The organism is Asanoa hainanensis (assembly GCF_900188485.1).
Classification (GTDB): Bacteria; Actinomycetota; Actinomycetes; order Mycobacteriales; family Micromonosporaceae; genus Asanoa; species Asanoa hainanensis.
In genome coordinates this window covers 309431-330616 of sequence record NZ_FZPH01000003.1, presented here as the reverse complement: position 1 = coordinate 330616, position 21186 = coordinate 309431, and the positions used below count along the sequence as shown (strand labels likewise).

The 21186-nt window shown below is 71.9% G+C and carries 24 protein-coding genes; 10 read left to right on the top strand and 14 right to left on the bottom strand.

From position 1 onward, the window contains the following. Positions 1-6 precede the first annotated feature (6 nt). Complete coding sequence (locus CHC05_RS09120) at positions 7-645, bottom strand: DUF2461 domain-containing protein (RefSeq protein WP_089246747.1); 639 nt, start codon at positions 643-645, stop codon at positions 7-9. A gap of 41 nt (positions 646-686) precedes the next feature. On the opposite strand from CHC05_RS09120, the gene CHC05_RS09115 reads away from it, so the two are divergent. Continuing rightward, positions 687-1640, top strand: a complete 954-nt coding sequence (locus tag CHC05_RS09115) for a pirin family protein (RefSeq protein ID WP_245870726.1) — start codon at positions 687-689, stop codon at positions 1638-1640. Here CHC05_RS09115 and CHC05_RS09110 read toward each other — a convergent pair. Next, positions 1627-2145 carry a mycothiol transferase gene (locus tag CHC05_RS09110; protein ID WP_342745620.1) on the bottom strand — a complete coding sequence of 173 codons (519 nt, stop codon included), beginning with the start codon at positions 2143-2145 and terminating at the stop codon, positions 1627-1629. The genes CHC05_RS09115 and CHC05_RS09110 overlap by 14 nt on opposite strands. A gap of 24 nt (positions 2146-2169) precedes the next feature. Here CHC05_RS09110 and CHC05_RS09105 point away from each other — a divergent pair, with 24 nt between their 5' ends. From CHC05_RS09105 to CHC05_RS09090, 4 genes are all read left to right on the top strand, one after another. Continuing rightward, positions 2170-2934, top strand: coding sequence for an enoyl-CoA hydratase/isomerase family protein (locus tag CHC05_RS09105; protein ID WP_089246743.1), 765 nt, complete (start codon positions 2170-2172; stop codon positions 2932-2934). A gap of 203 nt (positions 2935-3137) precedes the next feature. Beyond that, positions 3138-4130, top strand: coding sequence for a S1 family peptidase (locus tag CHC05_RS09100; protein ID WP_089247475.1), 993 nt, complete (start codon positions 3138-3140; stop codon positions 4128-4130). An 86-nt stretch (positions 4131-4216) separates the two neighbouring features. Then, entirely contained in the window at positions 4217-4945 is a 729-nt protein-coding gene (locus CHC05_RS09095; protein ID WP_089246741.1) for an aminotransferase class IV, read from the top strand. Between the two features lie 205 nt (positions 4946-5150). Beyond that, positions 5151-6383, top strand: a complete 1233-nt coding sequence (locus CHC05_RS09090) for an alanine--tRNA ligase-related protein (RefSeq protein ID WP_089246739.1) — start codon at positions 5151-5153, stop codon at positions 6381-6383. On the opposite strand, the gene CHC05_RS09085 is transcribed toward CHC05_RS09090, so the two are convergent. Beyond that, positions 6380-6991, bottom strand: coding sequence for a pyridoxamine 5'-phosphate oxidase family protein (locus CHC05_RS09085; protein ID WP_089246737.1), 612 nt, complete (start codon positions 6989-6991; stop codon positions 6380-6382). The genes CHC05_RS09090 and CHC05_RS09085 overlap by 4 nt on opposite strands. A 199-nt stretch (positions 6992-7190) precedes the next feature. On the opposite strand from CHC05_RS09085, the gene CHC05_RS09080 reads away from it, so the two are divergent. From CHC05_RS09080 to CHC05_RS09065, 4 genes are read left to right on the top strand one after another with little or no spacing between them, the layout of a single operon-like run. Then, a complete protein-coding gene (locus tag CHC05_RS09080; protein ID WP_089246735.1) occupies positions 7191-7280 on the top strand; it encodes a potassium-transporting ATPase subunit F in 90 nt (29 codons plus the stop codon). Further along, complete coding sequence (kdpA, locus tag CHC05_RS09075) at positions 7280-8935, top strand: potassium-transporting ATPase subunit KdpA (protein ID WP_089246733.1); 1656 nt, start codon at positions 7280-7282, stop codon at positions 8933-8935. Before CHC05_RS09080 ends, kdpA begins: the two co-directional genes overlap by 1 nt. 36 nt (positions 8936-8971) lie before the next feature. After that, complete coding sequence (kdpB, locus tag CHC05_RS09070) at positions 8972-11131, top strand: potassium-transporting ATPase subunit KdpB (RefSeq protein ID WP_089246731.1); 2160 nt, start codon at positions 8972-8974, stop codon at positions 11129-11131. After that, positions 11131-12009, top strand: a complete 879-nt coding sequence (locus CHC05_RS09065) for a potassium-transporting ATPase subunit C (protein WP_089246729.1) — start codon at positions 11131-11133, stop codon at positions 12007-12009. The genes kdpB and CHC05_RS09065 overlap by 1 nt, the downstream gene beginning before the upstream one ends. 5 nt (positions 12010-12014) lie before the next feature. Here CHC05_RS09065 and CHC05_RS09060 read toward each other — a convergent pair whose 3' ends face one another. From CHC05_RS09060 to CHC05_RS09050, 3 genes are all read right to left on the bottom strand, one after another. Next, entirely contained in the window at positions 12015-12680 is a 666-nt protein-coding gene (locus tag CHC05_RS09060; protein WP_218824490.1) for a GntR family transcriptional regulator, read from the bottom strand. A 44-nt stretch (positions 12681-12724) separates the two neighbouring features. Then, positions 12725-13390 (bottom strand): GntR family transcriptional regulator, encoded by a 666-nt coding sequence (locus tag CHC05_RS09055; protein WP_089246727.1) that lies wholly within the window; start codon positions 13388-13390, stop codon positions 12725-12727. 226 nt (positions 13391-13616) lie between these two features. Next, positions 13617-14063 (bottom strand): hypothetical protein, encoded by a 447-nt coding sequence (locus CHC05_RS09050; protein WP_144022527.1) that lies wholly within the window; start codon positions 14061-14063, stop codon positions 13617-13619. 109 nt (positions 14064-14172) lie between these two features. Between CHC05_RS09050 and CHC05_RS09045 the strand changes: the two genes are divergently transcribed. Beyond that, complete coding sequence (locus CHC05_RS09045; protein ID WP_089247471.1) at positions 14173-15372, top strand: RNA polymerase sigma factor; 1200 nt, start codon at positions 14173-14175, stop codon at positions 15370-15372. On the opposite strand, the gene CHC05_RS09040 is transcribed toward CHC05_RS09045, so the two are convergent. The 8 genes from CHC05_RS09040 to CHC05_RS09005 all read right to left on the bottom strand — a co-directional run bounded on the left by CHC05_RS09040 (position 15353) and on the right by CHC05_RS09005 (position 21160). Next, entirely contained in the window at positions 15353-15778 is a 426-nt protein-coding gene (locus CHC05_RS09040) for a YciI family protein (protein ID WP_089246723.1), read from the bottom strand. The two genes, CHC05_RS09045 and CHC05_RS09040, sit on opposite strands and share 20 nt — an antisense overlap. Before the next feature lie 240 nt (positions 15779-16018). Continuing rightward, positions 16019-16813 carry an IclR family transcriptional regulator domain-containing protein gene (locus tag CHC05_RS09035; RefSeq protein ID WP_089246721.1) on the bottom strand — a complete coding sequence of 265 codons (795 nt, stop codon included), beginning with the start codon at positions 16811-16813 and terminating at the stop codon, positions 16019-16021. Beyond that, positions 16810-17202, bottom strand: coding sequence for a carboxymuconolactone decarboxylase family protein (locus CHC05_RS09030; RefSeq protein WP_089246719.1), 393 nt, complete (start codon positions 17200-17202; stop codon positions 16810-16812). Before CHC05_RS09030 ends, CHC05_RS09035 begins: the two co-directional genes overlap by 4 nt. Then, positions 17195-18367: a lyase family protein gene (locus CHC05_RS09025; RefSeq protein ID WP_089246717.1), complete on the bottom strand. Its 1173-nt coding sequence runs from the start codon at positions 18365-18367 to the stop codon at positions 17195-17197. The genes CHC05_RS09030 and CHC05_RS09025 overlap by 8 nt, the downstream gene beginning before the upstream one ends. Continuing rightward, the gene (gene pcaG / locus CHC05_RS09020) at positions 18342-18890 is read right to left on the bottom strand and encodes a protocatechuate 3,4-dioxygenase subunit alpha (protein WP_089246715.1); all 549 of its coding nucleotides are present in this window, start codon (positions 18888-18890) and stop codon (positions 18342-18344) included. Before pcaG ends, CHC05_RS09025 begins: the two co-directional genes overlap by 26 nt. Then, positions 18887-19606 carry a protocatechuate 3,4-dioxygenase subunit beta gene (gene pcaH / locus CHC05_RS09015; RefSeq protein ID WP_089246713.1) on the bottom strand — a complete coding sequence of 240 codons (720 nt, stop codon included), beginning with the start codon at positions 19604-19606 and terminating at the stop codon, positions 18887-18889. Before pcaH ends, pcaG begins: the two co-directional genes overlap by 4 nt. Continuing rightward, entirely contained in the window at positions 19599-20360 is a 762-nt protein-coding gene (locus tag CHC05_RS09010) for a CoA-transferase subunit beta (protein WP_089246711.1), read from the bottom strand. Before CHC05_RS09010 ends, pcaH begins: the two co-directional genes overlap by 8 nt. Then, entirely contained in the window at positions 20357-21160 is an 804-nt protein-coding gene (locus CHC05_RS09005) for a CoA transferase subunit A (RefSeq protein ID WP_089246709.1), read from the bottom strand. The genes CHC05_RS09010 and CHC05_RS09005 overlap by 4 nt, the downstream gene beginning before the upstream one ends. Positions 21161-21186 lie beyond the last annotated feature (26 nt).

Genomic DNA, 21186 nt, shown 5'->3' with positions numbered 1-21186 from the left:
GGGCTCCTATCGGTCGGGGAGGCTGGGGCCTACGTAGGTGGTGAGCCACTGGTTGAGCGGGGCCGAGGCCCGCAGGAAGTCCACGACCCGGCGCTTGGCCGCCGCGGTGCCCAGCCAGGGTGCGACCGGCCACTCCTTCCACGCGACGACGCCCTTGTGCCGCAACAGGTCGGCGCGCGGGTGGTCGGTGGCGAAGCCGCGCGGGATGCGCTTGAGCTGGTCGTGCCCGTGTATCCGGACACCGTCGGCCGCCGCCTCCGCGACGAGGTCGGCCAACCGCGGACCGGTGGCGTCGTCGTCCACCGCGGCGCGGTAACGGGCGAGCTGGTCGCGCTCCATGTGGTACATCCCGCTGCCGGAGGCCAGGCCGGTGGCGGAGAGGTGGAGGTAGCCGCCGCGCTCCAACGTCGCCGCGATGGCGGTCTTGTACGGCGACTTGTCGGCGCTGAACCGCACGTCGCGGTAGGGCCGGAAGATCCGCCCGGGACCGAACTCGGGTTCGAGCTCGTCGAGCAGCTCCTGCATGGGCGCCCGGACCTGCTCGTCGTACACGTCCTTGTGCGCCGTCCAGTAGGTCTTCGAGTTGTCGGCCTCGAGCCCCTCGTAGAACTCGAGGGCCTCACTCGGCCAGCCACGGAACGCCACGCTGCGACCCTATCCGCGCTGGGCGGGCTAACCTCGGACGGGTGAGCACTGACGGCGCTGTGACGCTGGCCGGACTGCCCGCCAGCGTGTTGTTGCCGGGGCACGACGTGCCCCTCGGGCGGTACACGACCGTGCGGCGGCTGTTGCCGCAACGACCCCGCCGCATGATCGGCGCGTGGTGCTTCGTCGACCAGTTCGGGCCCGACGACGTGCTCGGCCGCCCCGGCATGCAGGTGCCGCCGCACCCGCACACCGGCCTGCAGACGGTCACCTGGCTGGTGGCCGGCGAGGTGCTGCACCGCGACAGCCTCGGCAGCCTCCAGACGATCCGGCCCGGGCAGCTCAACCTGATGACCTCCGGCCACGGCATCTCGCACTCCGAGGAGTCGCCGGTCGAGCACCCGCCGATCATGCACGGCATCCAGCTCTGGGTCGCGCTGCCGGAGGACGCCCGCCACCAGCCGGCCCGGTTCGAGCACCACGCGGACCTGCCGTCGGCGTCGACGGCCGGGGTGACCACCACGGTGGTCGTCGGTGAGCTGGGCGCGCTGCGCTCGCCGGCCCGCGTGCACACTCCGTTGCTCGGGGCCGAGCTGCTGTTCGACGCGGGCGCGCGGCTCGAGCTCTCGTTGCGCCGCGACTTCGAGTACGGGCTGCTCGCGCTCGACGGCGCCGCCGAGGTCGACGGCGCCGAGCTCACCCCGGGCGGCCTGCTCTACCTGGGCGAGGAGCGCACCACGACGAACATCCGCAGCACCGACGGGGCCAGGCTGTTCCTGCTCGGCGGCGAGCCGTTCGTCGAGCCGCTGGTGATGTGGTGGAACTTCGTCGCCCGCAGCGACGCGGAGATCCGCCAGGCCCGGGAGGAGTGGGCGAGCGGCGACCGCTTCGGCGTGGTCCGCGGCTACGCCGGTGAGCGGCTGCCCGCCCCGGCGCTGCCGACGACGAAGCTGAAGATCCGGGACCGGGCGGGAAACACCCTCAGCGGAGAATGACCCCGCGGACGTAGGCGGCCTGGCCGACGTGCTGCAGGTCGTCGTTGAGCACGCTGACCAGGCGCACGCCCATGGTCACCGGCGGGTTCCAGGACCGGTCGACGATCCGGTCCAGATCCTCGGCCGTGACCGCGCGGATCAGCGCGGCGGTGCGCTCGTGCACGGCCGTGTAGTAGTCGACCAGGACCTTGCCGCTGGCCGGGCGCACGCCGAGCACCTCGTCGGGGCCGTGCGCGTACCCCGTGTCGGCGGGGTCGGCGGTCAGCTCGAAGCGCGGCGCCCACGGCCCGGTCACCCAGATCTGGTCGTCGCCGATCAGGTCGGCGACGTGGTCGTCCTGGATCCGGGTGAGGTGCCAGACCAGCCAGCCGACGGTGTTGGCGCCCGGGGCGGGCGGCCGGCGGAGCTGCTCGGCGTCGAGCCCGGCGACCGCGCCGCGGACCAGGCCGGGCAGCCGGCCGAAGGCGTCGGCCAGCAGGTCGTTGATGTCCACCCGCACCATCATGCCCGCGTTGGTTAGCGTCGGCCCGTGAAAGACGAAGGCACGGTCGAGCTCACCGTCACCGGACACACCGCGACCATCACGATCGGCAACCCCCGCCGGCGCAACGCGTTGACCCCCGCCATGTGGCACCGCCTCCCGGACCTGCTGGACCAGGCCGCCGCCGAGCCGGCGGTGCGGGCGCTGGTGCTCACCGGCGCCGGCGAGACGTTCAGCGCCGGAGCGGACCTCACGGGCGTCGGCGACCTGGTCGGTGCGGACAGCCCACCGACCCGCGCGGAGGAGCGGCTCGCGGCGTTCCCCATGCCGACCATCGCCCGGGTACGCGGCCACTGCGTCGGTGGCGGCTGCCAGCTCGCGGTCGCGTGCGACCTGCGGATCGCGGCGGAGGACGCGCGGTTCGCGGTGCCGCCGGCCCGGCTCGGCATCGCCTACCCGGGGTCGACCACGCGCCGGCTGCTCGGCCTCGTCGGCCCGGCCCGGGCGAAATGGCTGCTGTTCACGGCCGACCAGGTCGACGCTTTCCGGGCCGCGGCGATCGGTCTCGTCGACGAGGTGGTGCCGGCCGACGAACTGGACGCGCACGTTTCCCGGCTCGTCGACACGATCGCGCAGCGGTCCCGACTGTCGATCGCGGCGGCCAAGGAGACGATCGACCTCGCGGTGGCCGGTCGCCCGTCGGCCGAGCGTGACGCGCACTGGCAGGCCGAGATGCTGCGCGCCGGTGACGTGGCGGAGGGTGCGGCCGCCTTCCTCGATCGCCGGCGGCCTAATTTCTCCTGGCATCCGTGATCCGGAGCGCATTTATTCTCGCCAATGAGAAGTTCCATTATCCCGGTGATATGACGCCGACCTAATGGTCAGGAACGGTCGTCCGCTAAGCGTTGACGACCGTCTATTCGAATGGAAACATATCGACAGATCGACGCCTCCGGATCGACCGACCGGTCGGTCCACATCCCCCGGGAGGATCAGTGAGCATCACCCGACGCGTCATGCTGTCCGCCACAGCCACAACCCTGGTGGCGGGAGCACTCATCGGTGTTTCACCGGCTCAAGCGGCGCCCACCCCGCTGACCATGGACGCCGCCGCCACCCTCGCCGAGTCACTCGGCTCCGACAGTTCCGCGGGCACCTACGTCGACCAGTCGGGCGCGACCATCGTCACGGTCACCAACGCCGCGGCCGCGGCCAAGGTCAAGGCCGCCGGCGGCCAGGCCCGCATCGTCGCGCGCAGTGCGGCCGAGTTGAACGGCCTCAGCGCGCGCCTGAACACGGGCGTGGTCGGCACCACGTACACCGTCGACCCGATCACCAACCAGGTCGTCGTCGAGGTCGACAGCACCGTCACCGGCACCAAGCTGGCCGCGCTGCGCAGCGCCGTCATCGCCAGCAAGGGCGGGGCCCGGATCGAGACCATGGCCGGCAAGCTGAGCCCGACCATCTCCGGCGGCGACGCCATCTACACCGGCGGCTCCCGCTGCTCGCTCGGCTTCAACGTGCGGTCCGGCTCGACGTACTACTTCCTGACGGCCGGCCACTGCACCAACGCCGGTTCGACGTGGACGAACGGCAGCCAGACCCTCGGCACCCGCGCGGGCACGAGCTTCCCGGGCAACGACTACGGCATCGTCCGCTACACCACCACGTCGGTCACGATCTCCGGCACGGTCGGCAGCCAGGACATCACCGGCGCCCGCACCCCCTCCGTGGGTGAGACGGTGAACCGCCGTGGCAGCACCACCGGCACGCGCAGCGGCCAGGTGCTCGGTCTCAACTCGACCGTCAACTACCCGCAAGGCACGGTCACCGGCATGATCCGCACCAGCGTCTGCGCCCAGCCGGGCGACAGCGGCGGCCCGCTCTACCGCAGCACCTCCGCCCTGGGCCTGACCTCCGGCGGCAGCGGCAACTGCTCCACCGGCGGCACGACCTACTTCCAGCCGGTCGTCGAGGCCCTGAACGCCTACGGCGTCTCGGTCTTCTAGCCAGCCCTCCCACTGAGTCCGCACCTCTCGCGGACCCCGACGGCCCCCGGACCCCGAGCCGGGGGCCGTCGCGCGACGATGGTCGGGTGCGTATCGAGGTGAACGGCCGTCCGGCGGCCGCGGCGGAGCTCGTCACGACCTACGGCCACTTCACCGCGATGCAGGTACGCGACGGCGGTGTGCAGGGGCTCGGCAACCATCTCGAGCGGCTCGACGCCGCCAACCAGGAGCTGTTCGGCGAGCCGCTCGACCCGGAGCGCGTCCGTGCCCTGCTGCGACACGCGCTGGCGGGGGATGCCGACGCCGCCGTCCGGGTCGTCGTCCGCGAGCCGGGCAAGGTGGCCGTGTCGGTCGCGCCGCCCAACTCGCCGGCGGACGGCCCACTGCGCCTGCGGTCGGTGCCCTACCTGCGGCCGTTCGCCCACCTCAAGCACCTCGGCGGGTTCGCACAGGCGGAGTGGGCCCGCCGCGTCGGAGCCGACGGCTACGACGACGCGTTGCTCACGGCCGGCGACGGGGAGCTCTCCGAGACCTCGGTGGCCAACATCGGGTTCTTCGCCGCCGACGGCGCGGTGGTCTGGCCGACCCCGCCGTGGCTGCACGGCACCGCGATGCGACTGATCGAGCAGCACCGCCCGACCACCCGGCAGCGGATCACGCTGGCCGACGTCGACGGCTTCCGCGGCGCCTTCGTGGCCAACTCGATCGGCCACGCCGCGGTGGCATCGATCGACGGCATTCCCTGCCTGCCCGACCCGACCCTGATGGCCGGCCTCGACGCGCTCTTCGCCGATATTCCCTGGGATCGGATCTGAAACGCTGGCATCATCGACACATGCGCGTAGGTGTGCGGCGAGCTAGCCGCGTCGAGCCGATCGTCGAGGTCTTCGTCCTCGCCTGATCCTCGGCGCCGGCTCGACGTGTCCGCTCGACCGACCCACGCGTTCGCGACGTTTCGCGGTGAGGAGCCCATGCCTGGGCTCGTGAGCGCGCCGGCCTGTCACCGAAACGGCGAAGCCCATGCGATCCGAGCAGATCCGATCCACGTTCCTCGACTACTTCCGCGGCCTCGACCATCTCGAGCTGCCGCCCGGCCCGCTCGTGCCCGACGAGCGCGACCTGCTGTTCACCAACGCGGGCATGGTCCAGTTCAAGCCCTGTTTCGTCGGCGCGAGCCGGCCACCCCACCCACGGCTCAGCACCGCGCAGCCGTGCGTGCGCACCGTCGACATCGACAAGATCGGCGTGACCGACCGGCACGCGACCACGTTCGAGATGCTCGGCAACTTCGCGTTCGCCGACTATTTCAAGCGTGAGGCGATGGCGTACGCGCTGCGACTGCTTACCGAAGGCTACGGCCTGGAGCGCGACCGGCTCTGGTTCACCGTGTTGCGCGGCGACGAGGAGAGCGTCGACCTCTGGCGCGGTCTCGGCGTGCCCGCGGAGCGCATCCAGCCGCTCGGGCCCGACGACAACTTCTGGAGCATGGGTGTGCCCGGGCCGAGCGGGCCGACCTCGGAGATCTTCTACGACCGTGGGCCGTCGATCGGCCGGGACGGCGGGCCGGCGGTCGACAGCGAGCGTTTCGTCGAGCTGTGGAACCTGGTGTTCATGCAGTACGAACGCGGCCGGTCGGACGACGAGATCCTCGGCGACCTGCCCGGGCGGCACATCGACACCGGGCTGGGCCGCGACCGGCTGGCGATGGTCCTCCAGGGGGTCGGCAACGTCCACGAGACCGACGCGGTGCTCCCGACGCTGCGGGCGGTGCGCGAGGCGACCGGCCGCGACGACGAGCCGAGCGCGCACCGGCTGGTCGCGGACCACGTGCGCACCGCGGTGCGGCTGATCGCGACCGGCGTGCGGCCCGGCAACGAGGGGCGGGGGTACGTCGTGCGGCGGCTGCTCCGTCGCGCGGTCCGCCGGCTCGTGCTGCTGGGCGTCGACGAGCCGGTGCTCGGCGCGGTCGCGGACAGCGTGACCGAGGTGCCCGGCGGCGTCGCGCGCGAGGTCGTCGAGCGCGAGGAGCGGGCGTTCCGGCGCACCCTGCGGGCGGGCAACCGCCTGTTGGACACAGAGCTGGCGCGCGGCCCGCTGCGCGGGGAGACGGTGTTCAAGCTGCACGACACGTACGGCTTCCCGGTCGACCTCACCGTCGAGATCGCGCGGGAGTCCGGAGTCGCCGTCGACACCGACGGCTTCGAGCGGCTCATGCGCGAGCACCGCGAGCGCAGCCGAGCGGCGACGCGTTAGTAGATGTTTTTCGCGTAGTCCGGGCCGTAGTGCCGGTCGAGGTCCTCCAGGGTCTCGGCCGGCCGCTCGACCTCTTTGATCAAGACGGCGCGGCGGGGCAGCACGTCGGGCTGCCAGGTCTCCGGCTTCCACAGCGCGGAGCGCAGGAACGCCTTCGCGCAGTGGTAGAAGATCTGCTCGATCTCGACCTTGAGGGCGAACGCCGGGCGGTGTCCCTTGACCACCATGTCGTCGAACCAAGGCGCGTCGGACAGGATGGTCGCCCGCCCGTTGATCCGCAGCGTGTCGTCGCGGCCCGGGATCATGAAGATCAGACCGACGTGCGGGTTGTCGATGATGTTGTGGAACCCGTCGGCGCGCTTGTTGCCCGGCCGCTCCGGTATCGCGATCGTCGTGTCGTCGAGCACCAGCGCGAAGCCGGCCGGGTCGCCCTTCGGTGAGACGTCGCAGGTGCCGTCGGCCCCGGCCGTCGCCACCAGCACGAACGGCGACGCGGCGAGCCAGTCGCGGTCACGCTGGTGCAGTTCCTTGCGGTCCTTCTCGAGCACGCGCTTGCCCGGTTGGCCGAGCAGCGCCCGCAGCTCTTCGTGCGATGTCACCGTGGTCATTCGCCCTCCCCAAGGTCGACTCCCGCTGCCGACCCTATGCGATTGCGGCAAAGCTCCCCGCGCCCGAGTTCCGGACGGTTTCATATGAGAAGAGGTTTTCATCCGGTTTGGGGGCAGTGATGCATGACGTGGCGTACATCCTGATCACCATTGCCCTCTTCGTGGCCCTGGCCATCATCGTGCGCCAGGTGGAACGGTTGTGAGCGCGGTCAATCTGGCCGGACTGGTCATCGCCTTCCTGGTGCTCGTCTTCCTGGTCGTGGCGCTGATCTTCCCGGAGCGCTTCTGATGTCGACCACCGTCGCCGGCGTCTTCTTCGTGCTCTCGCTGGTGCTGTTCGTCGCGCTCGCGTACCGCTACTTCGGCGACTACCTCTTCCGGGTGGTCACCGGCACCCGGCACTCGGCGGCGGAGCGGCTGCTGTACCGGCTGGTCGGCGTCAACCCGGCCGGCGAGCAGAGCTGGCCGGCCTACGCCCGCAGTGTGTTCGCCTTCTCCCTGCTGTCCCTGCTGTTCCTCTACGGCTTCACCCGCCTGCAGAGCAAGCTGCCACTCTCGCTCGGCTTCCCGGGCATGTCGCCGCACCAGGGGTGGAACACCGCCGCGAGCTTCGTGACCAACACCAACTGGCAGTCGTACGCGGGTGAGTCGACGCTCGGCCACCTGGTGCAGATGTCCGGGCTCGCCGTGCAGAACTTCGTCTCGGCGGCCGTCGGCATCGCGGTCTCGGTGGCCCTCGTGCGCGGCTTCGCCCGCAACCGCACCGAGGCGCTCGGCAACTTCTGGGTCGACCTGACCCGGATCGTCCTGCGGGTGCTGCTGCCGGTGTCGATCGTCGGCGCGATCGTGCTGATCGCCGGCGGGGTGGTGCAGAACCTCTCCGGCGGCACCGACGTCACCACGCTCGCCGGCGCGACCCAGCACATCCCTGGTGGCCCGGTGGCCAGCCAAGAGGTGATCAAGGAGCTCGGCACCAACGGTGGCGGCTTCTACAACGCCAACAGCGCGCACCCGTTCGAGAACCCCACGCCGTGGACGAACTGGATCGAGATCTTCCTGATCCTGCTCATCCCGTTCGCCATGCCCCGGGTGTTCGGCCGGATGGTCGGAGACAAGCGCCAGGGTCACGCGATCCTCGCGGTCATGGCGATCCTCGCGGTGGCCAGCGTGATCCTCGTGAACACGTTCGAGCTGCTGCACAACGGCACGGTGCCGAATTCGGTGAACGCGGCCTTCGAGGGCAAGGAGGTGCGCTTCGGCATCTCGAACTCGGCGACGTTCGGCGCCGTCACGACGCTCACCTCGACCGGCGCGGTCAACTCGTTCTTCGACTCGTACACGGCCCTGGGTGGCATGGTCCCGATGGTCAACATGATGCTCGGCGAGGTCGCGCCCGGCGGCGTCGGCTCCGGGTTGTACGGCCTGCTGATGCTGGCCGTCATCGCGGTGTTCGTCGCGGGCCTGATGGTCGGCCGCACCCCCGAGTACCTCGGCAAGAAGATCTCCGCCCGCGAGATCAAGTTCGCCTCGCTGTACTTCCTGATCACCCCGGCGATCGTGCTGGTCGGCATGGCCACCGCGATGGCGACCAAGAACAAGGACACGATGCTCAACGTCGGCCCGCACGGCTTCTCCGAGGTGCTGTACGCGTTCACCTCGGCCGCCAACAACAACGGCTCGGCGTTCGCCGGCATCACCGTCAACGACCAGTGGTGGGACACCGCGACCGGGCTGTGCATGGTGATCGGCCGTTTCCTGCCGATGGTGTTCGTCCTCGCGCTGGCCGGCTCGCTGGCCCGGCAACGCCCGGTGCCCGCGTCGGCCGGCACGCTGCCCACCTACCGCCCGCTGTTCATCGGCATGGTGGTCGGCGTGGTGATCATCCTGATCGCGCTGACCTTCCTGCCCGTCCTCGCCCTCGGCCCGCTGGCCGAAGGCTTGTGAGGCCATGATGACCGACCAGACGATGGTGGGGCTGCGATGACGGCGGTGGCTCCTCCGGCGCCTCCGGCGGCGGAGCCCGCCCGGATCGGCGGGGGCCTGCTCGACCCGCGGCAGCTCTGGAAGTCGCTGCCGGACGCGTTGCGCAAGCTCAACCCGGCGACGCTCTGGCGCAACCCGGTCATGTTCATCGTGGAGCTCGGTGCGCTGTTCACCACGGCGCTGTCCATCCAGGACTCGTCGACCTTCGCCTGGCTGATCACGGTCTGGCTCTGGCTGACCGTGCTCTTCGCGAACCTGGCCGAGGCGGTGGCCGAGGGTCGGGGCAAGGCACAGGCGGCGACGTTGCGCCGGGCCCGCCAGGAGACCGTCGCCCGGCGGCTCGTCGACTGGGCACCGGGTCAGAGCGCACCGCGCGAGGAGACCGTCGACGCCGTCATGCTGCGGCAGAACGACGTCGTGGTGGTCGAGGCCGGCCAGGTGATTCCTGGCGACGGCGACGTGGTCGAGGGCGTGGCCAGCGTCGACGAGTCGGCGATCACGGGGGAGTCGGCGCCGGTGATCCGGGAGTCCGGTGGCGACCGCAGTGCGGTCACCGGCGGCACGCGCGTCCTGAGCGACCGGATCGTCGTCAAGATCACGCAAAAGCCCGGCGAGAGCTTCATCGACCGGATGATCAGCCTGGTCGAGGGCGCGTCTCGGCAGAAGACGCCGAACGAGATCGCGCTCAACATCCTGCTGGCCGCGTTGACCATCATCTTCCTGCTCGCGGTGATCACGCTCCAGCCGGTGGCGATCTTCTCCAAGGCGTTCCAGGGCGCGGCGCCTGACACGTTGGTCATCGACGAGCACGGCGTCACCGGGATCGTGCTGGTCTCGCTGCTGGTCGCGCTGATTCCGACCACGATCGGCGCGCTGCTCTCCGCGATCGGCATCGCCGGCATGGACCGCCTCGTGCAGCGCAACGTGCTGGCCACCTCCGGCCGTGCCGTCGAAGCGGCCGGCGACGTCAACACGCTGCTGCTCGACAAGACCGGCACGATCACCCTCGGCAACCGCCAGGCGACGCAGTTCCTGCCGATCGGTGGTGTCGCGCCCGGCGAGCTCGCGGACGCGGCCCAGCTGTCCAGCCTGGCCGACCAGACGCCCGAAGGCCGCTCGATCGTCGTGCTGGCCAAGAACGAGCACGGGCTGCGCGCGCGGGACGAGGGCGTCATCCCGTCCGCCGAGTTCGTGCCGTTCACCGCCGAGACCCGGATGTCCGGCGTCGACCTTCCCGGCGAGGGCGGCGCGCCGGCCCGGCGGATCCGCAAGGGCGCGGCGGCGGCCGTGATGCGCTGGGTGCGGGAGAACGGCGGGCACCCGACCGAGGAGGTCGGCGGCGTGGTCGACGGCATCTCGGCGACCGGCGGCACCCCGCTGGTGGTCGCCGAGCACACGGACGGGCAGCCGGCCCGCGCGCTCGGCGTCGTGCACCTCAAGGACGTGGTCAAGTCCGGGATGCGCGAGCGCTTCGACGCGATGCGCCGGATGGGCATCCGCACGATCATGATCACCGGCGACAACCCGCTCACGGCCCGGGCGATCGCCGAGGAGGCGGGCGTCGACGACTTCCTCGCCGAGGCGAAGCCCGAGGACAAGCTGGCGCTGATCCGCCACGAGCAGGAGGGCGGCCGGCTGGTCGCGATGACCGGTGACGGCACCAACGACGCGCCGGCCCTGGCCCAGGCCGACGTCGGCGTCTCCATGAACACGGGCACGTCGGCCGCCAAGGAAGCCGGCAACATGGTCGACCTCGACTCGGACCCGACGAAGCTCATCGAGATCGTCGAGATCGGCAAGCAGCTGCTGATCACCCGGGGCGCGTTGACCACGTTCTCGATCGCCAACGACATCGCGAAGTACTTCGCGATCATCCCGGCCATGTTCGCCGCGGTCTACCCGAGCCTCGACGGCCTCAACATCATGCGGCTGAGCTCACCGGAGTCCGCGATCACCTCGGCGATCATCTTCAACGCGCTGGTCATCGTCGTGCTGATCCCGCTGGCCCTGCGCGGCGTGCGCTACCGGCCGAGCAGCGCGTCGGCCCTGCTGAGTCGGAACCTGCTGGTCTACGGGCTGGGCGGCATCGCCGCACCGTTCGCCGGCATCAAGGTCCTCGACATCGCCATCGTCCAGTTCATCCCGGGGATCTCCTGATGCGGCTGCCCAACTGGCTCGGCCAGCACCTCGCGGCGTTCCGGGCGGTGCTGGTGTTCACCGTCCTGCTCGGCATCGCGTACCCGTTGCTGCTGGTCGGGATCGGGTTGCTGCCCGGGCTCCACAGCCGCGCCGAGGGCTCGTTCGTCACGTCGGGGTCGCAGCGGGTCGGCAGCAAGCTGATCGGGCAGAGCTTCCTCGACGCCGACGGCAACGGGATTCCCCGTTACTTCCAGTCGCGTCCGTCGGCGGCCGGTGACGGCTACGACCCGACCGCGAGCTCGGCCAGCAACCTCGGTCCCGAGAGCATCGAGGACGTGCTGCCGGTGCCGGGCGGGGACGAGGGCACGCAGAGCCTGCTCACCCAGGTCTGCACCCGCAGCCTGGCGGTCGGTTCGCTGAACGGCGTCTCGGGCGCCCGGCCGTTCTGCACCACGGAGGGGGTCGGGGCGGTGCTGCGGGTGTTCCGCCGGGACGGGCTCAGCGGTCCCGCGACGAGGGTGGTCAGCGTCAACCAGGCCCGCCCCGCGACGCCGTTCGTCGCCACGTTCGAAGGCGTGCCGGTGGAGAGCGCGGTGCCGGGCGAGGACTACAGCGGGGGAGTGCTGACGCCGGTCCGCGGCGACGCGCCGAGCGACCCCGCGGTGCCGTCCGACGCGGTGACGGCCAGCGGGTCGGGGCTGGACCCGCACATCACCCCCGCGTACGCCCAACTGCAACTGCCCCGGGTGGCCCGCGAGCGCGGCGTGACCGAGGCGGCCGTCCAACGGCTGGTGGACGACAACACCGCGGGTCGGTCGGTGGGCTTCATGGGTGCGAAGCGGGTCAACGTGGTGCGCCTCAACCTGGCCCTGGACGAGGAGTTCCCGGTGCGATGAGCGGTTCAGGGCTTCAGCAGCAGTTCCAGCGTGTGCTGGAGGTGGGCGGTGACCAGCTTCGCGCAGGTGTCGCCGTCGCGTCCAGCCAGGGCGTCGACCAGGGCGCGGTGTTCCGCGGTGGCCTCGGCGAGCCGGTCGGGGTGGGTTTTCATCGACTCGCCGACGTACCGTGCGGTGCTGCCCTGTGCGCTGGTGACCAAGGAGAAGAGGCGCGGTGAGCGAGACGCCCCACCCAGCAGAGCGTGGAACGCCCAGCTCAGCTCCAACCAAGCGGCCGGGTCCGTCTCCTGGGCCATCCGGTCCAGCAGGTCGCCGGCCGCAGCCAGCTCGTCGGCCGTGATGTGCCGGGCCGCGCGCCGGATCGCCAGCGGTTCGAGGGCCGAGCGGATCTCGTAGATCTCGCGCAGGTCGTCGTGGTCGAGGTCGTGCACGACGGCGCCGCGGTGCGGGTCGATCCGGACCAGCCCGTCGGCGGCCAGGTCGCGCAGTGCTTCGCGGACCGGGGTCGTGCTGACCGCGAGCTGGGTGGCGATCTCCGCCTGGCCCAGGTGCGTGCCGCCGGTCAGCACACCGCTGAAGATCGCGCGGCGTAGGGTGTCGCGGACCAGCTCGTGCGCGGTCCGCCGGTGTGGCGCGGGCGCCAGTTTGGCGAGGTCGAGCTCGTCAAGCACACCGAAGACCCTACAACCCTGCACATTGCAGGGTCGGTTGTGTACTACCGGAGGCTCGTGACCGCGCGTTCGACGGTGCTCAGCGTCTGCTGGAGGTGCTCGACGACCAGCTTCGCCGCGCGCTCACCGTCGCCGTCCCGGCACGCTTCGAGCAGCCGCTGGTGGTGCTCGTTGCCGCTGTCGAGGTGGTCGGCGTCGGCGGCCCGCAGTGCCATGTTGACGTAGACCGCGGCGTTGTCGTCGAGGTGGTTGAGGATCTCGGCGAGCCGGTGCAGCCCGGCCGCGCTGTTGAGCACGCGGTGGAACTCGCGGTTGAGGGCGACCCAGCGGCCGGGCTCGCGGGCGGCGTCCAGCTCCGCCTGTAGTCGTTCGAGCCGGGCGAGCAGGTCAGGGGTCAGCTCCTGGACGGCGACCTTGACGGCCTCGGGCTCGAGCAGGCGGCGGATCAGGTAGATCTCGCGTACCTCGGCCAGGCTCGTCTCCCGCACCACCGCGCCCCGGTGCGCGTCGAGCCGGATCAGCCCTTCGGAGGCGAGGTCACGCAGCGCCTCGCGGACCGGTGTGGTGCTGACCCGCAACCGCGCGGCGATGTCGGCCTGGACCAGACGGGAGCCCGCGGGGAGGGTGCCGTCGAGGATCGCCCTGCGCAGCGAGTCGCGGACCATCTGGTGAGCGGTGCGCCGTTCACCGGGGATGAGCTGCGCCTCCACGACCTGCTCCTTCGGGGGTCGGGCATCAGGCACAATACATTGTGCAGTATCTGCCGCTGCCGTTGGTTCTCGTCACCCAGACCCGCGACGGTGCGGCACTGTGGTGACCATCGATTTGCCAAGCAGGTTATACCAATAGGCCACATTCCGTTCGTTGGTGTATGGCTGCGCACAATGTCGGTAACCGGCTTGCGCGGGGTGGTCCGCTGTGGAGCGTCGGGCGTCGTCAGCGGAGGGCGCCGGCGAGGCCGGCGGGGAGCTTGGCGAGGAGGTCCCAGAGATCGGGCTGGGCGGTGGCCGCGGCCGCGACCACCGGGTCCGTGACCGTCAGGAGTGCCAGGTGGCGGGCGGCGTGCGCGGCCACGGCGTCCGTGTCGACGTCGGGCGGCGAGGGTGCCAGGGCGGCGCGGCCGGTGACCATCCGGTCGGGTGACAAGGGCAACGTCGTCGTGGGGGAAGGGTCCGGCAGCGCGGCGTACGTCAGGACCACCGACTCCGACTCGAAGCGCCAACTCGTCGAGTGGAGCGTCGCGCCCGGGGTGCACAACGTCAGGCCCGACAGGTGCAGGGCCAGATCGTCCGGGTGTACGCCGGCCGGCAGCGCGCTGGACACGGTGCGGTAGCGCAGCGCGCCGTCAGCGGCCGACAGCAGGACCACCTCGACGATCGTCACGTGTTGCATCCTGGCGGTTGTTGCCACAGATATGCAACAACACACCCGATAGGTTGGTCGCGTGCCGTCCGAATCCGAGGTCCGTCGCACGGTCGAAGCCGTCTGGCGGATGGAGTCGCCGCGCCTGATCGCCGGCCTCGCCGGGATGATGCGCGACGTCGGCGTGGCCGAGGAGCTCGCGCAGGACGCCCTGGTGGCCGCCCTCGAACAGTGGCCGGCCGAGGGGATCCCCAAGAACCCGGGCGCCTGGCTGATGGCGGTGGCCAAGCGGCGCGCGGTCGACCTGGTCCGGCGCAACGAGCGCTACGCCCGCAAGCTCCAGGAGTTCGGCCGCAGCCAGGACGAGACCGTCGAGATCGACGTCGACCTCGACCAGATCGAGGACGACCTGCTGCGGCTGGTGTTCGTCTCCTGCCATCCGGTGCTGGCACCGGAGGCCCGGGTCGCGCTCACCCTGCGGCTGCTCGGCGGGCTGACGACGCCGGAGATCGCGCGGGCGTTCCTGGTCTCCGAGTCGACCGTGGCGCAGCGGATCGTGCGGGCGAAGCGGGCGCTGTCCGACGCCGGCGTGCCGTTCGAGGTGCCCGAGCCGCACGAGCGACCGGCGCGGCTGGCCTCCGTACTCGAGGTGACCTATCTGATCTTCAACGAGGGCTACGCGGCGACCGCGGGCGACGACTGGGTGCGCCCCGCCCTCTGCGACGACGCCCTCCGGCTCGGCCGGATCCTGGCCGGCCTGATGCCCGGCGAGTCCGAGGTGCACGGCCTCGTGGCGCTGATGGAGCTTCAGGCATCCCGCCTGCGGGCCAGGGTCGGGCCGGGCGGCGCGGTGGTGCGGCTGCTCGACCAGGACCGGGCGCGCTGGGACCACGCGCTGATCGGTCGCGGGCTCGCCGCGCTCGCCCGGGTCGAGGAGCTCGGCGGAACCCCCGGGCCGTACGCCCTCCAGGCCGCGATCGCGGCCTGCCACGCCCGCGCCCGCACCGCCGACGAGACCGACTGGAAGCTGATCGCGGCGCTCTACGACGCGCTCGCCCCGCTGGCCCGGTCGGCGGTGGTCGAGCTGAACCGGGCCGTCGCGGTCGGCATGGCGGACGGACCCGCCGCGGGTCTCGCGCTGGTGGACGCGATCGTCGCGGCCGGCCTGCTTCCCACCTATCACCTGCTGCCAGCGGTGCGCGGTGACCTGCTGGTCAAGCTCGGCCGGGACGCCGAGGCCCGGGCGGAGTTCACCCGGGCCGCGGCGCTGACCGACAACGCCCCGGAGCGGGCGCTGCTGGCGGAACGAGCTAAGAGCGGCCCAGCCTGAACTGCTCGGCGTGCGCCACCTGCTCCTCGGTGATCGTGGTGAGCTCGCTCGGCTCGGCGACCCGGCGCACCTCGACCACCGCCTCCCAGTCGGCGCCCTCCGGGATCGCGGCGTCGACCGGGCAGCGCCGCGCCCACTCGATCGCCTCCTCCGGCGACTTGACGTCGATCAGGTAGAAGCCGGCGACCAGCTCCTTGGCCTCGGTGAACGGTCCGTCGACGACCGTCCGCTCGCCCTTGGCGTAGATCACCCGGGCGCCCTGCGAGCTGTCCCAGAGCCCTTCGGCGGCGACCAGCACCCCCGCCTTGGCCAGCTCGCTGTCGTAGTCGTGCATCGCCTGCACCAGGTGGGCCGGCGGCATCGCACCGGGCGGCGGGTCACCCTTGAGCAGCAGCATGAAGCGCATCGTCTGTCTCCCATCCGTCACGGCCATTCTGACCGTCACCGACGCGTCGAACAGACCGGTGGCGTTTCGACAGCGCCTAAGGCGTGTTTCATAACTGGGGCCGGGCTGCGGCGGGCCCAGGCGCCGCCTGGCCGCACGGCGCCTTCACCCGGATACAACACCGGTATCCGGGCAAAGCCGCCGCACACCCAGACGACCCCTGGACTCCGCCTCGCCTCGACCCCAGTTATGAAACACGCCTTAGCTGATTCTTCTTTCACCGCGTGGGGTGGCCGGGAGGTCGGCGGAGATGCGGGCGGCGGCGGCGAGCAGCGGCGGCACCAGGTCGCGGCGGATGGCCTCCAGGGTCGTGCGGCTGGCGGCGGTGGAGACGTTGACGGCCGCCACCGTGCGGCCGGCGCGGTCGCGGATCGGTGCCGCCACCGCGCGCAGGCCCTCCTCCAGCTCCTGGTCGACCAGGGCCCAGCCCTGCGCGCGTACCCGGGCCAGCTCGGTCCGCAGTGCTCCGACCCCGCCGATCGTGCGGGCCGTGAGCCGGTCGATGGACACGGTGTCGAGGTAGGACGCCAGCTCGCCGTCGGGCATCCCCGCGAGCAGGACCCGGCCCATCGAGGTCGCGTACGCCGGGAACCGGGTGCCAACGTTGATGGCCACCGTCATAATCCGCGAGGTGGGCACCCGGGCCACGTAGACCACGTCGGGGCCGTCCAGGACCGACACCGACGACGACTCGTTGACCTCGGCGACCAGGGCCTCCAGGTGCACCTCGGCGACCTCGGGCAGGGACAGGCTCGACAGGTACGCGTAGCCGAGCTCGAGCACCCGCGGCGTCAGCGAGAAGAGCCGGCCGTCGGTGCGCACGTACCCGAGGTCCATCAGCGTCAGCAGGAAGCGGCGGGCGGCGGCCCGGGTGACCCCGGTGGTCGCGGCGACCTCGCTGAGGGTGAGCTCGGGGTGCGTGCGGTCGAAGGCCCGGATCACCGCGAGCCCACGTTCGAGCGACTGCACGAAATCGGCCGAGCGCACCGTGGTCACGACGACGCCTCCTCGCTCCCGAGTTCGATGCCGAGCTCGTCGAGCACCCGCTGGGCGGTCGCGAACGCGGTGTTCGCCGCCGGCGCACCAGCGTAAACCGCGGTGTGCAGCAACACCTCGCGGATCTCCGTAGGAGTGACACCCTGCCCGATCGCGGCCCGCACGTGCATCGCCAGTTCGGTGCTCGCGTGCTGGCTGGCCAGTAGGGCGATGGTGACCAGACAGCGGGTGCGCCGGTCCAACCCCGGCCGGGTCCACACGGCGCCCCAGGCGTGTGCGGTGACGTGCTCCTGCCAGGGTGCGCTGAACGCGGTCGCCGCCGCGGCCGCCCGGTCGACGTGGGCGTCGCCGAGCACGGCGCGGCGCACCGCCGCACCATCGTCAACCATGGGTCCTCCGGTGTCCGGCCAGCGCGAGATCGACGAAGTGGCCGGCACTGCCGACCGGGTCGGTGGCACCGCGCTCGGTCGGCCAACCGGCCCGGTCGAGGTTGGCGCGCATCACATCCGGGTGCACGACCAGCCCCGACAGGCAGGCGCGCAGCCAGGCGGCGGCCGAGCCGACGGTGACCAGCAGCTCGCGCAGGGGCCGCCACTCGGCCTGCCAGCCGCCGGCGCCGCGCTGGTGCTCCTGCACCGCGCTGGCCAGCAGCGTCGCGACCAGGCCCGGCGCCTGGGCGGTGGCGGCCAGCGTGCTGACGGCGGCCACCGGGTTGTGCTTGTGCGCCATCGCGCTGGACCCGCCGGGCGCGCCTTCCGCGACCTCGCCGACCTCGCCCTGCGCGAGCAGGGTGACGTCGCGGGCGGGCTTGCCGAGGGCGCCGGCCGCGACACCGAGGGCGCTCGCGAGCCGCCCGATCCGGCCGCGTTCGGTGTGCCACGGCAGGTCGGGGGCGGCGAGGCCGAGCCGGCGGGCGAAGTCGGCGAGCACGGCCGGGCCGGCGGGCCCGAGCCCGGCCAGCGTGCCGGCCGCACCGCCGAGCTGTGCCGTCGGTTTGAAGCCGCGCAGGTCGAGCGCGGCGGCGTCGAGCCCGGTCAGCCAGCCGGCGGCGGTGAGCCCGAAGGTGGTCGGCACCGCCTGTTGCAGCAGGGTACGGCCGATCAGCGCGGTGTCGCGGTGCGCGGCGGCCAGCGCCGCCGCGGCGTCGGCGGCGCCGTCCAGGTCGGACAGCAGGGCGGCCAGCGCCTCGCGGGCGACCAGCATCGCCGCCGTGTCGAGGATGTCCTGGCTGGTCGCGCCGGCGTGCACGTGCTCGCGTGTCTCCGGCGGCACCGCCGCCCGGATCGCGCCGACCAGCGGCACGACCGGGGTGGCGTGTGCGGCCGCCGCTCCGCCGAGATCAACGGGGTCCGGCGCCAGGTCCGCGCAGGCCGCGACGATCGCGTCGCCGGCCGCCGACGGGATCACGCCGGCCGCGGCGTTGGCGGCGGCCAGCGCGGACTCCGCTGACAGCATCGCCCGCACCCAGGCGTCGTCGGCGACCGCGGCCGGCACCGGGCCGCGTTCGAGGATGCCGGCGAACAGGCCCTCAGAACGTGAAGAAGACGGTCTCATGGTCGCCCTGCATGGTGATGTCGAAGGCGATGCCGTCGTCGGTCTCCTTCGCGATCAGCGTCTGGCGGCGCACGGCGTCGACGGTGGCCAGCACCGGGTCGTCGGCGTTGGCGGCCTCGTCGGGGAAGTAGACCCGGGTGACCAGCCGGTCGAGCAGCCCGCGGGCCAGCACGCTGACGTCGATGTGGGGTGCCTGGAGGTGGCCGTCCGGCCCGGGGACCGGGCCCGGGCGGACCGTCCGGATCGCGTAGCGCCCGTCGGTGTCGGTCGGGCAGCGGGCGAAGCCGCGGAAGCCGGCGGTGGCCACCGGGCCGCGCGGGTCGTCCGGGTGGTCGAACCGCCCGGCCGGGTCGGCCTGCCAGATCTCGATCAGCGCGTCCGGCACGGGCTCGCCGGCACCGTCGAGCACCACGCCGCGCAGCCAGAACGCGCCGGGAAAGTCCTCGGCCACCGCAAAAGGCCCGTCCGCCCAGGGCAGCCCGAGCGCGAAGAATGGCCCAACCGTCTGCGACGGAGTCGTCATGCCTCGTCCTCCATCGGGGTGGCGTCGCGTCCACGCAACACGATGTCGAAGCGGTAGGCGAGTGACCACTCCGGTGTCGTGGCGCCGAGGTCGAACGCGGCGACCAGGCGCTGCCGGGCGGCGGGGTCGCGTACCGAGTTGAAGATCGGGTCCTGGTCGAAGAGCGGGTCGTTGGGGAAGTACATCTGGGTGACCAGGCGCTGCGTGAACGCGTGGCCGAACAGCGAGAAGTGGATGTGCGCCGGGCGCCAGGCGTTGTGGTGGTTGCGCCAGGGGTACGCGCCGGGCTTGATGGTGACGAACCGGTAGCGGCCCTCGCTGTCGGTCATCGCCCGCCCGGCCCCGGTGAAGTTGGGGTCGAGCGGTGCCGGGTGCCGGTCTCCCGCGTGCAGGTAGCGACCGGCGGCGTTGGTCTGCCAGACCTCGACGAGTGTGTCCCGGACTGGCCGGCCGTCGCCGTCGAGCACCCGGCCGAACACCTCGATCCGTTCGCCCTGCGGCTCGCCGTCGTGCTGGCGGGTCAGGTCGTGGTCGAGCGGGCCGACCCGGTCGGACCCGAGCACCGGCCCGGTGAGCTCGGTCAGTCCCTGCGGCAGCGCCACCAACGGTTGGCGCGGGCTGCGCAGCCGGGTCGAGCCGTATTCCGGTGACTCCAGCGGGGGTTGCTCGTCCGGCGCGTGGCTCCGGTAGGGCGCGGGTGGCTTCCAGTCAGGCAACGCCGCCTCCTCTCGTCGTCAGTGATCGCAGGGCGGCGAGCTCCGCGACAGTGGGCTCCTCGGTGACCCGCAGGTCGGCGCGCACGGTGAGCGGCCAGCCGGTCGCGGCGCGCACCGCCTCGACCTCGACACCGGGATGGATGCTGACCAGCGTCAGCTCGCAGGTCGAGGGGTCGGGCTCGAGCACGCCGAGGTCGGTGATCAGCCGGATCGGGCCGCGACCGCGCAGGCCGAGCGCCGCCCGGTCGCCGGGACCGTCGCCGAAGCCGAGCGAGGTGACGAACTCGAGGCGGTCGACGAGCGTACGCGGCCGGTGCCGGACGACCACGATGGTCTCGCGGCAGGAGGCGGCGATCTCGGGAGCGCCACCCGCGCCCGGCAACCGGACAGCGGGTGAGCGATAGTCGCCGATCACCGTCGTGTTGATGTTGCCGCGCCGGTCGACCTGCGCGGCGCCCAGGAACCCGACGTCGACCCGGCCGGGCTGGAGCCAGTAGTTGAAGATCTCGGGGACGCTGACCACCGCGTCCGCGGTCTCGCCGAGCTCACCGTCCCCGATGGACAGTGGCAACGTGGTCGGCTTGGCGCCGATCGCACCCGACTCGTAGATCAGCGCCAGGTTCGGGTTCGAGGTGCGGCGGGCCAGGTTGGCCGCCGTGCTGGGCAGCCCGATGCCGACGAAACACGAGGTGCGGCCAGCCAGCGAGCGCGCGGCGGTGACGGTCATCATCTCGTCGGCGGTCCACCCGCTCATGCGGCGGTCACCTCGTCCAGCCAGCGCCCGAACGTCTCGCGGTCCCGGCTGATCGGATCCCAGGACTGGTAGTAGTCGTTGTCGCGGTCGTAGTAGCCCTGCGCGTAGGACGGGTGCGCGCCGCGCGGCACGTGCGCCACGGCGGTGACCACCCAGCCCGGCAGGACCACCGCACCGGGCCGCGGCTCGAGCTCGTCGACGACCTCCTCGACCGTGACCAGCGACCGTGCGGCGGCCAGCACCGCTTCCTTCTGCACGCCGGTGATGCCCCAGAGCTGCACGTTGCCGCGCCGGTCGGCGCGCTGGGCGTGGATCACGGCGACGTCCGGGTTGAGGGCGGCGACGGCGGTCAGCGCCTCGCCCGTGAACGGGCAGGTGACCGTGGCGACCGTCTTGGTGTGCTTGGCGATGTCGGTGCCGACGTAGCCGCGCAGCACGGCGAACGGCAGCCCGGACGCCCCGGCGACGTAGCGGTTGGCCATGCCGGCGTGGCTGTGCTCCTCGATCTCGATCGGCCGCGGCCAGGCGTTCTCCACCGCGTCGCGGAACCGGTGCAGCGAGCCGACACCGGGGTTGCCGCCCCACGAGAACACCAGGCGTGCCGCGCAACCGGCGCCGATGAGCTGGTCGTAGACGATGTCGGGAGTCATCCGGATCAGCGTCAGGTCGCGGCGCCCCTGCCTGATGATCTCCTGGCCGGCGGCCACGGGGATCAGGTGCGTGAAGCCCTCCAACGCGACCGCGTCCCCGTCGTGGACCAGCTCCGCCACACCCTCGGCGAGGCTGACGAGTTCGGCCATGCGGCTCCCAGTCTGTGCGCTATACG

Bases quoted from the DNA above. Each gene is read 5' to 3' on its own strand.
- kdpA (WP_089246733.1), top strand. From the start codon at position 7,280: ATGTCGACCACCGTCGCCGGCGTCTTCTTCGTGCTCTCGCTGGTGCTG.
- CHC05_RS09100 (WP_089247475.1), top strand. From the start codon at position 3,138: ATGCTGTCCGCCACAGCCACAACCCTGGTGGCGGGAGCACTCATCGGT.
- CHC05_RS09005 (WP_089246709.1), bottom strand. From the start codon at position 21,160: ATGGCCGAACTCGTCAGCCTCGCCGAGGGTGTGGCGGAGCTGGTCCAC.
- CHC05_RS09045 (WP_089247471.1), top strand. From the start codon at position 14,173: ATGGAGTCGCCGCGCCTGATCGCCGGCCTCGCCGGGATGATGCGCGAC.
- CHC05_RS09090 (WP_089246739.1), top strand. From the start codon at position 5,151: ATGCGATCCGAGCAGATCCGATCCACGTTCCTCGACTACTTCCGCGGC.
- CHC05_RS09040 (WP_089246723.1), bottom strand. From the start codon at position 15,778: ATGCGCTTCATGCTGCTGCTCAAGGGTGACCCGCCGCCCGGTGCGATG.
- CHC05_RS09065 (WP_089246729.1), top strand. From the start codon at position 11,131: ATGCGGCTGCCCAACTGGCTCGGCCAGCACCTCGCGGCGTTCCGGGCG.
- CHC05_RS09030 (WP_089246719.1), bottom strand. From the start codon at position 17,202: ATGGTTGACGATGGTGCGGCGGTGCGCCGCGCCGTGCTCGGCGACGCC.
- CHC05_RS09085 (WP_089246737.1), bottom strand. From the start codon at position 6,991: ATGACCACGGTGACATCGCACGAAGAGCTGCGGGCGCTGCTCGGCCAA.
- kdpB (WP_089246731.1), top strand. From the start codon at position 8,972: ATGACGGCGGTGGCTCCTCCGGCGCCTCCGGCGGCGGAGCCCGCCCGG.
- pcaG (WP_089246715.1), bottom strand. From the start codon at position 18,890: ATGACGACTCCGTCGCAGACGGTTGGGCCATTCTTCGCGCTCGGGCTG.
- CHC05_RS09110 (WP_342745620.1), bottom strand. From the start codon at position 2,145: ATGATGGTGCGGGTGGACATCAACGACCTGCTGGCCGACGCCTTCGGC.
- CHC05_RS09010 (WP_089246711.1), bottom strand. From the start codon at position 20,360: ATGAGCGGGTGGACCGCCGACGAGATGATGACCGTCACCGCCGCGCGC.
- CHC05_RS09025 (WP_089246717.1), bottom strand. From the start codon at position 18,367: ATGAGACCGTCTTCTTCACGTTCTGAGGGCCTGTTCGCCGGCATCCTC.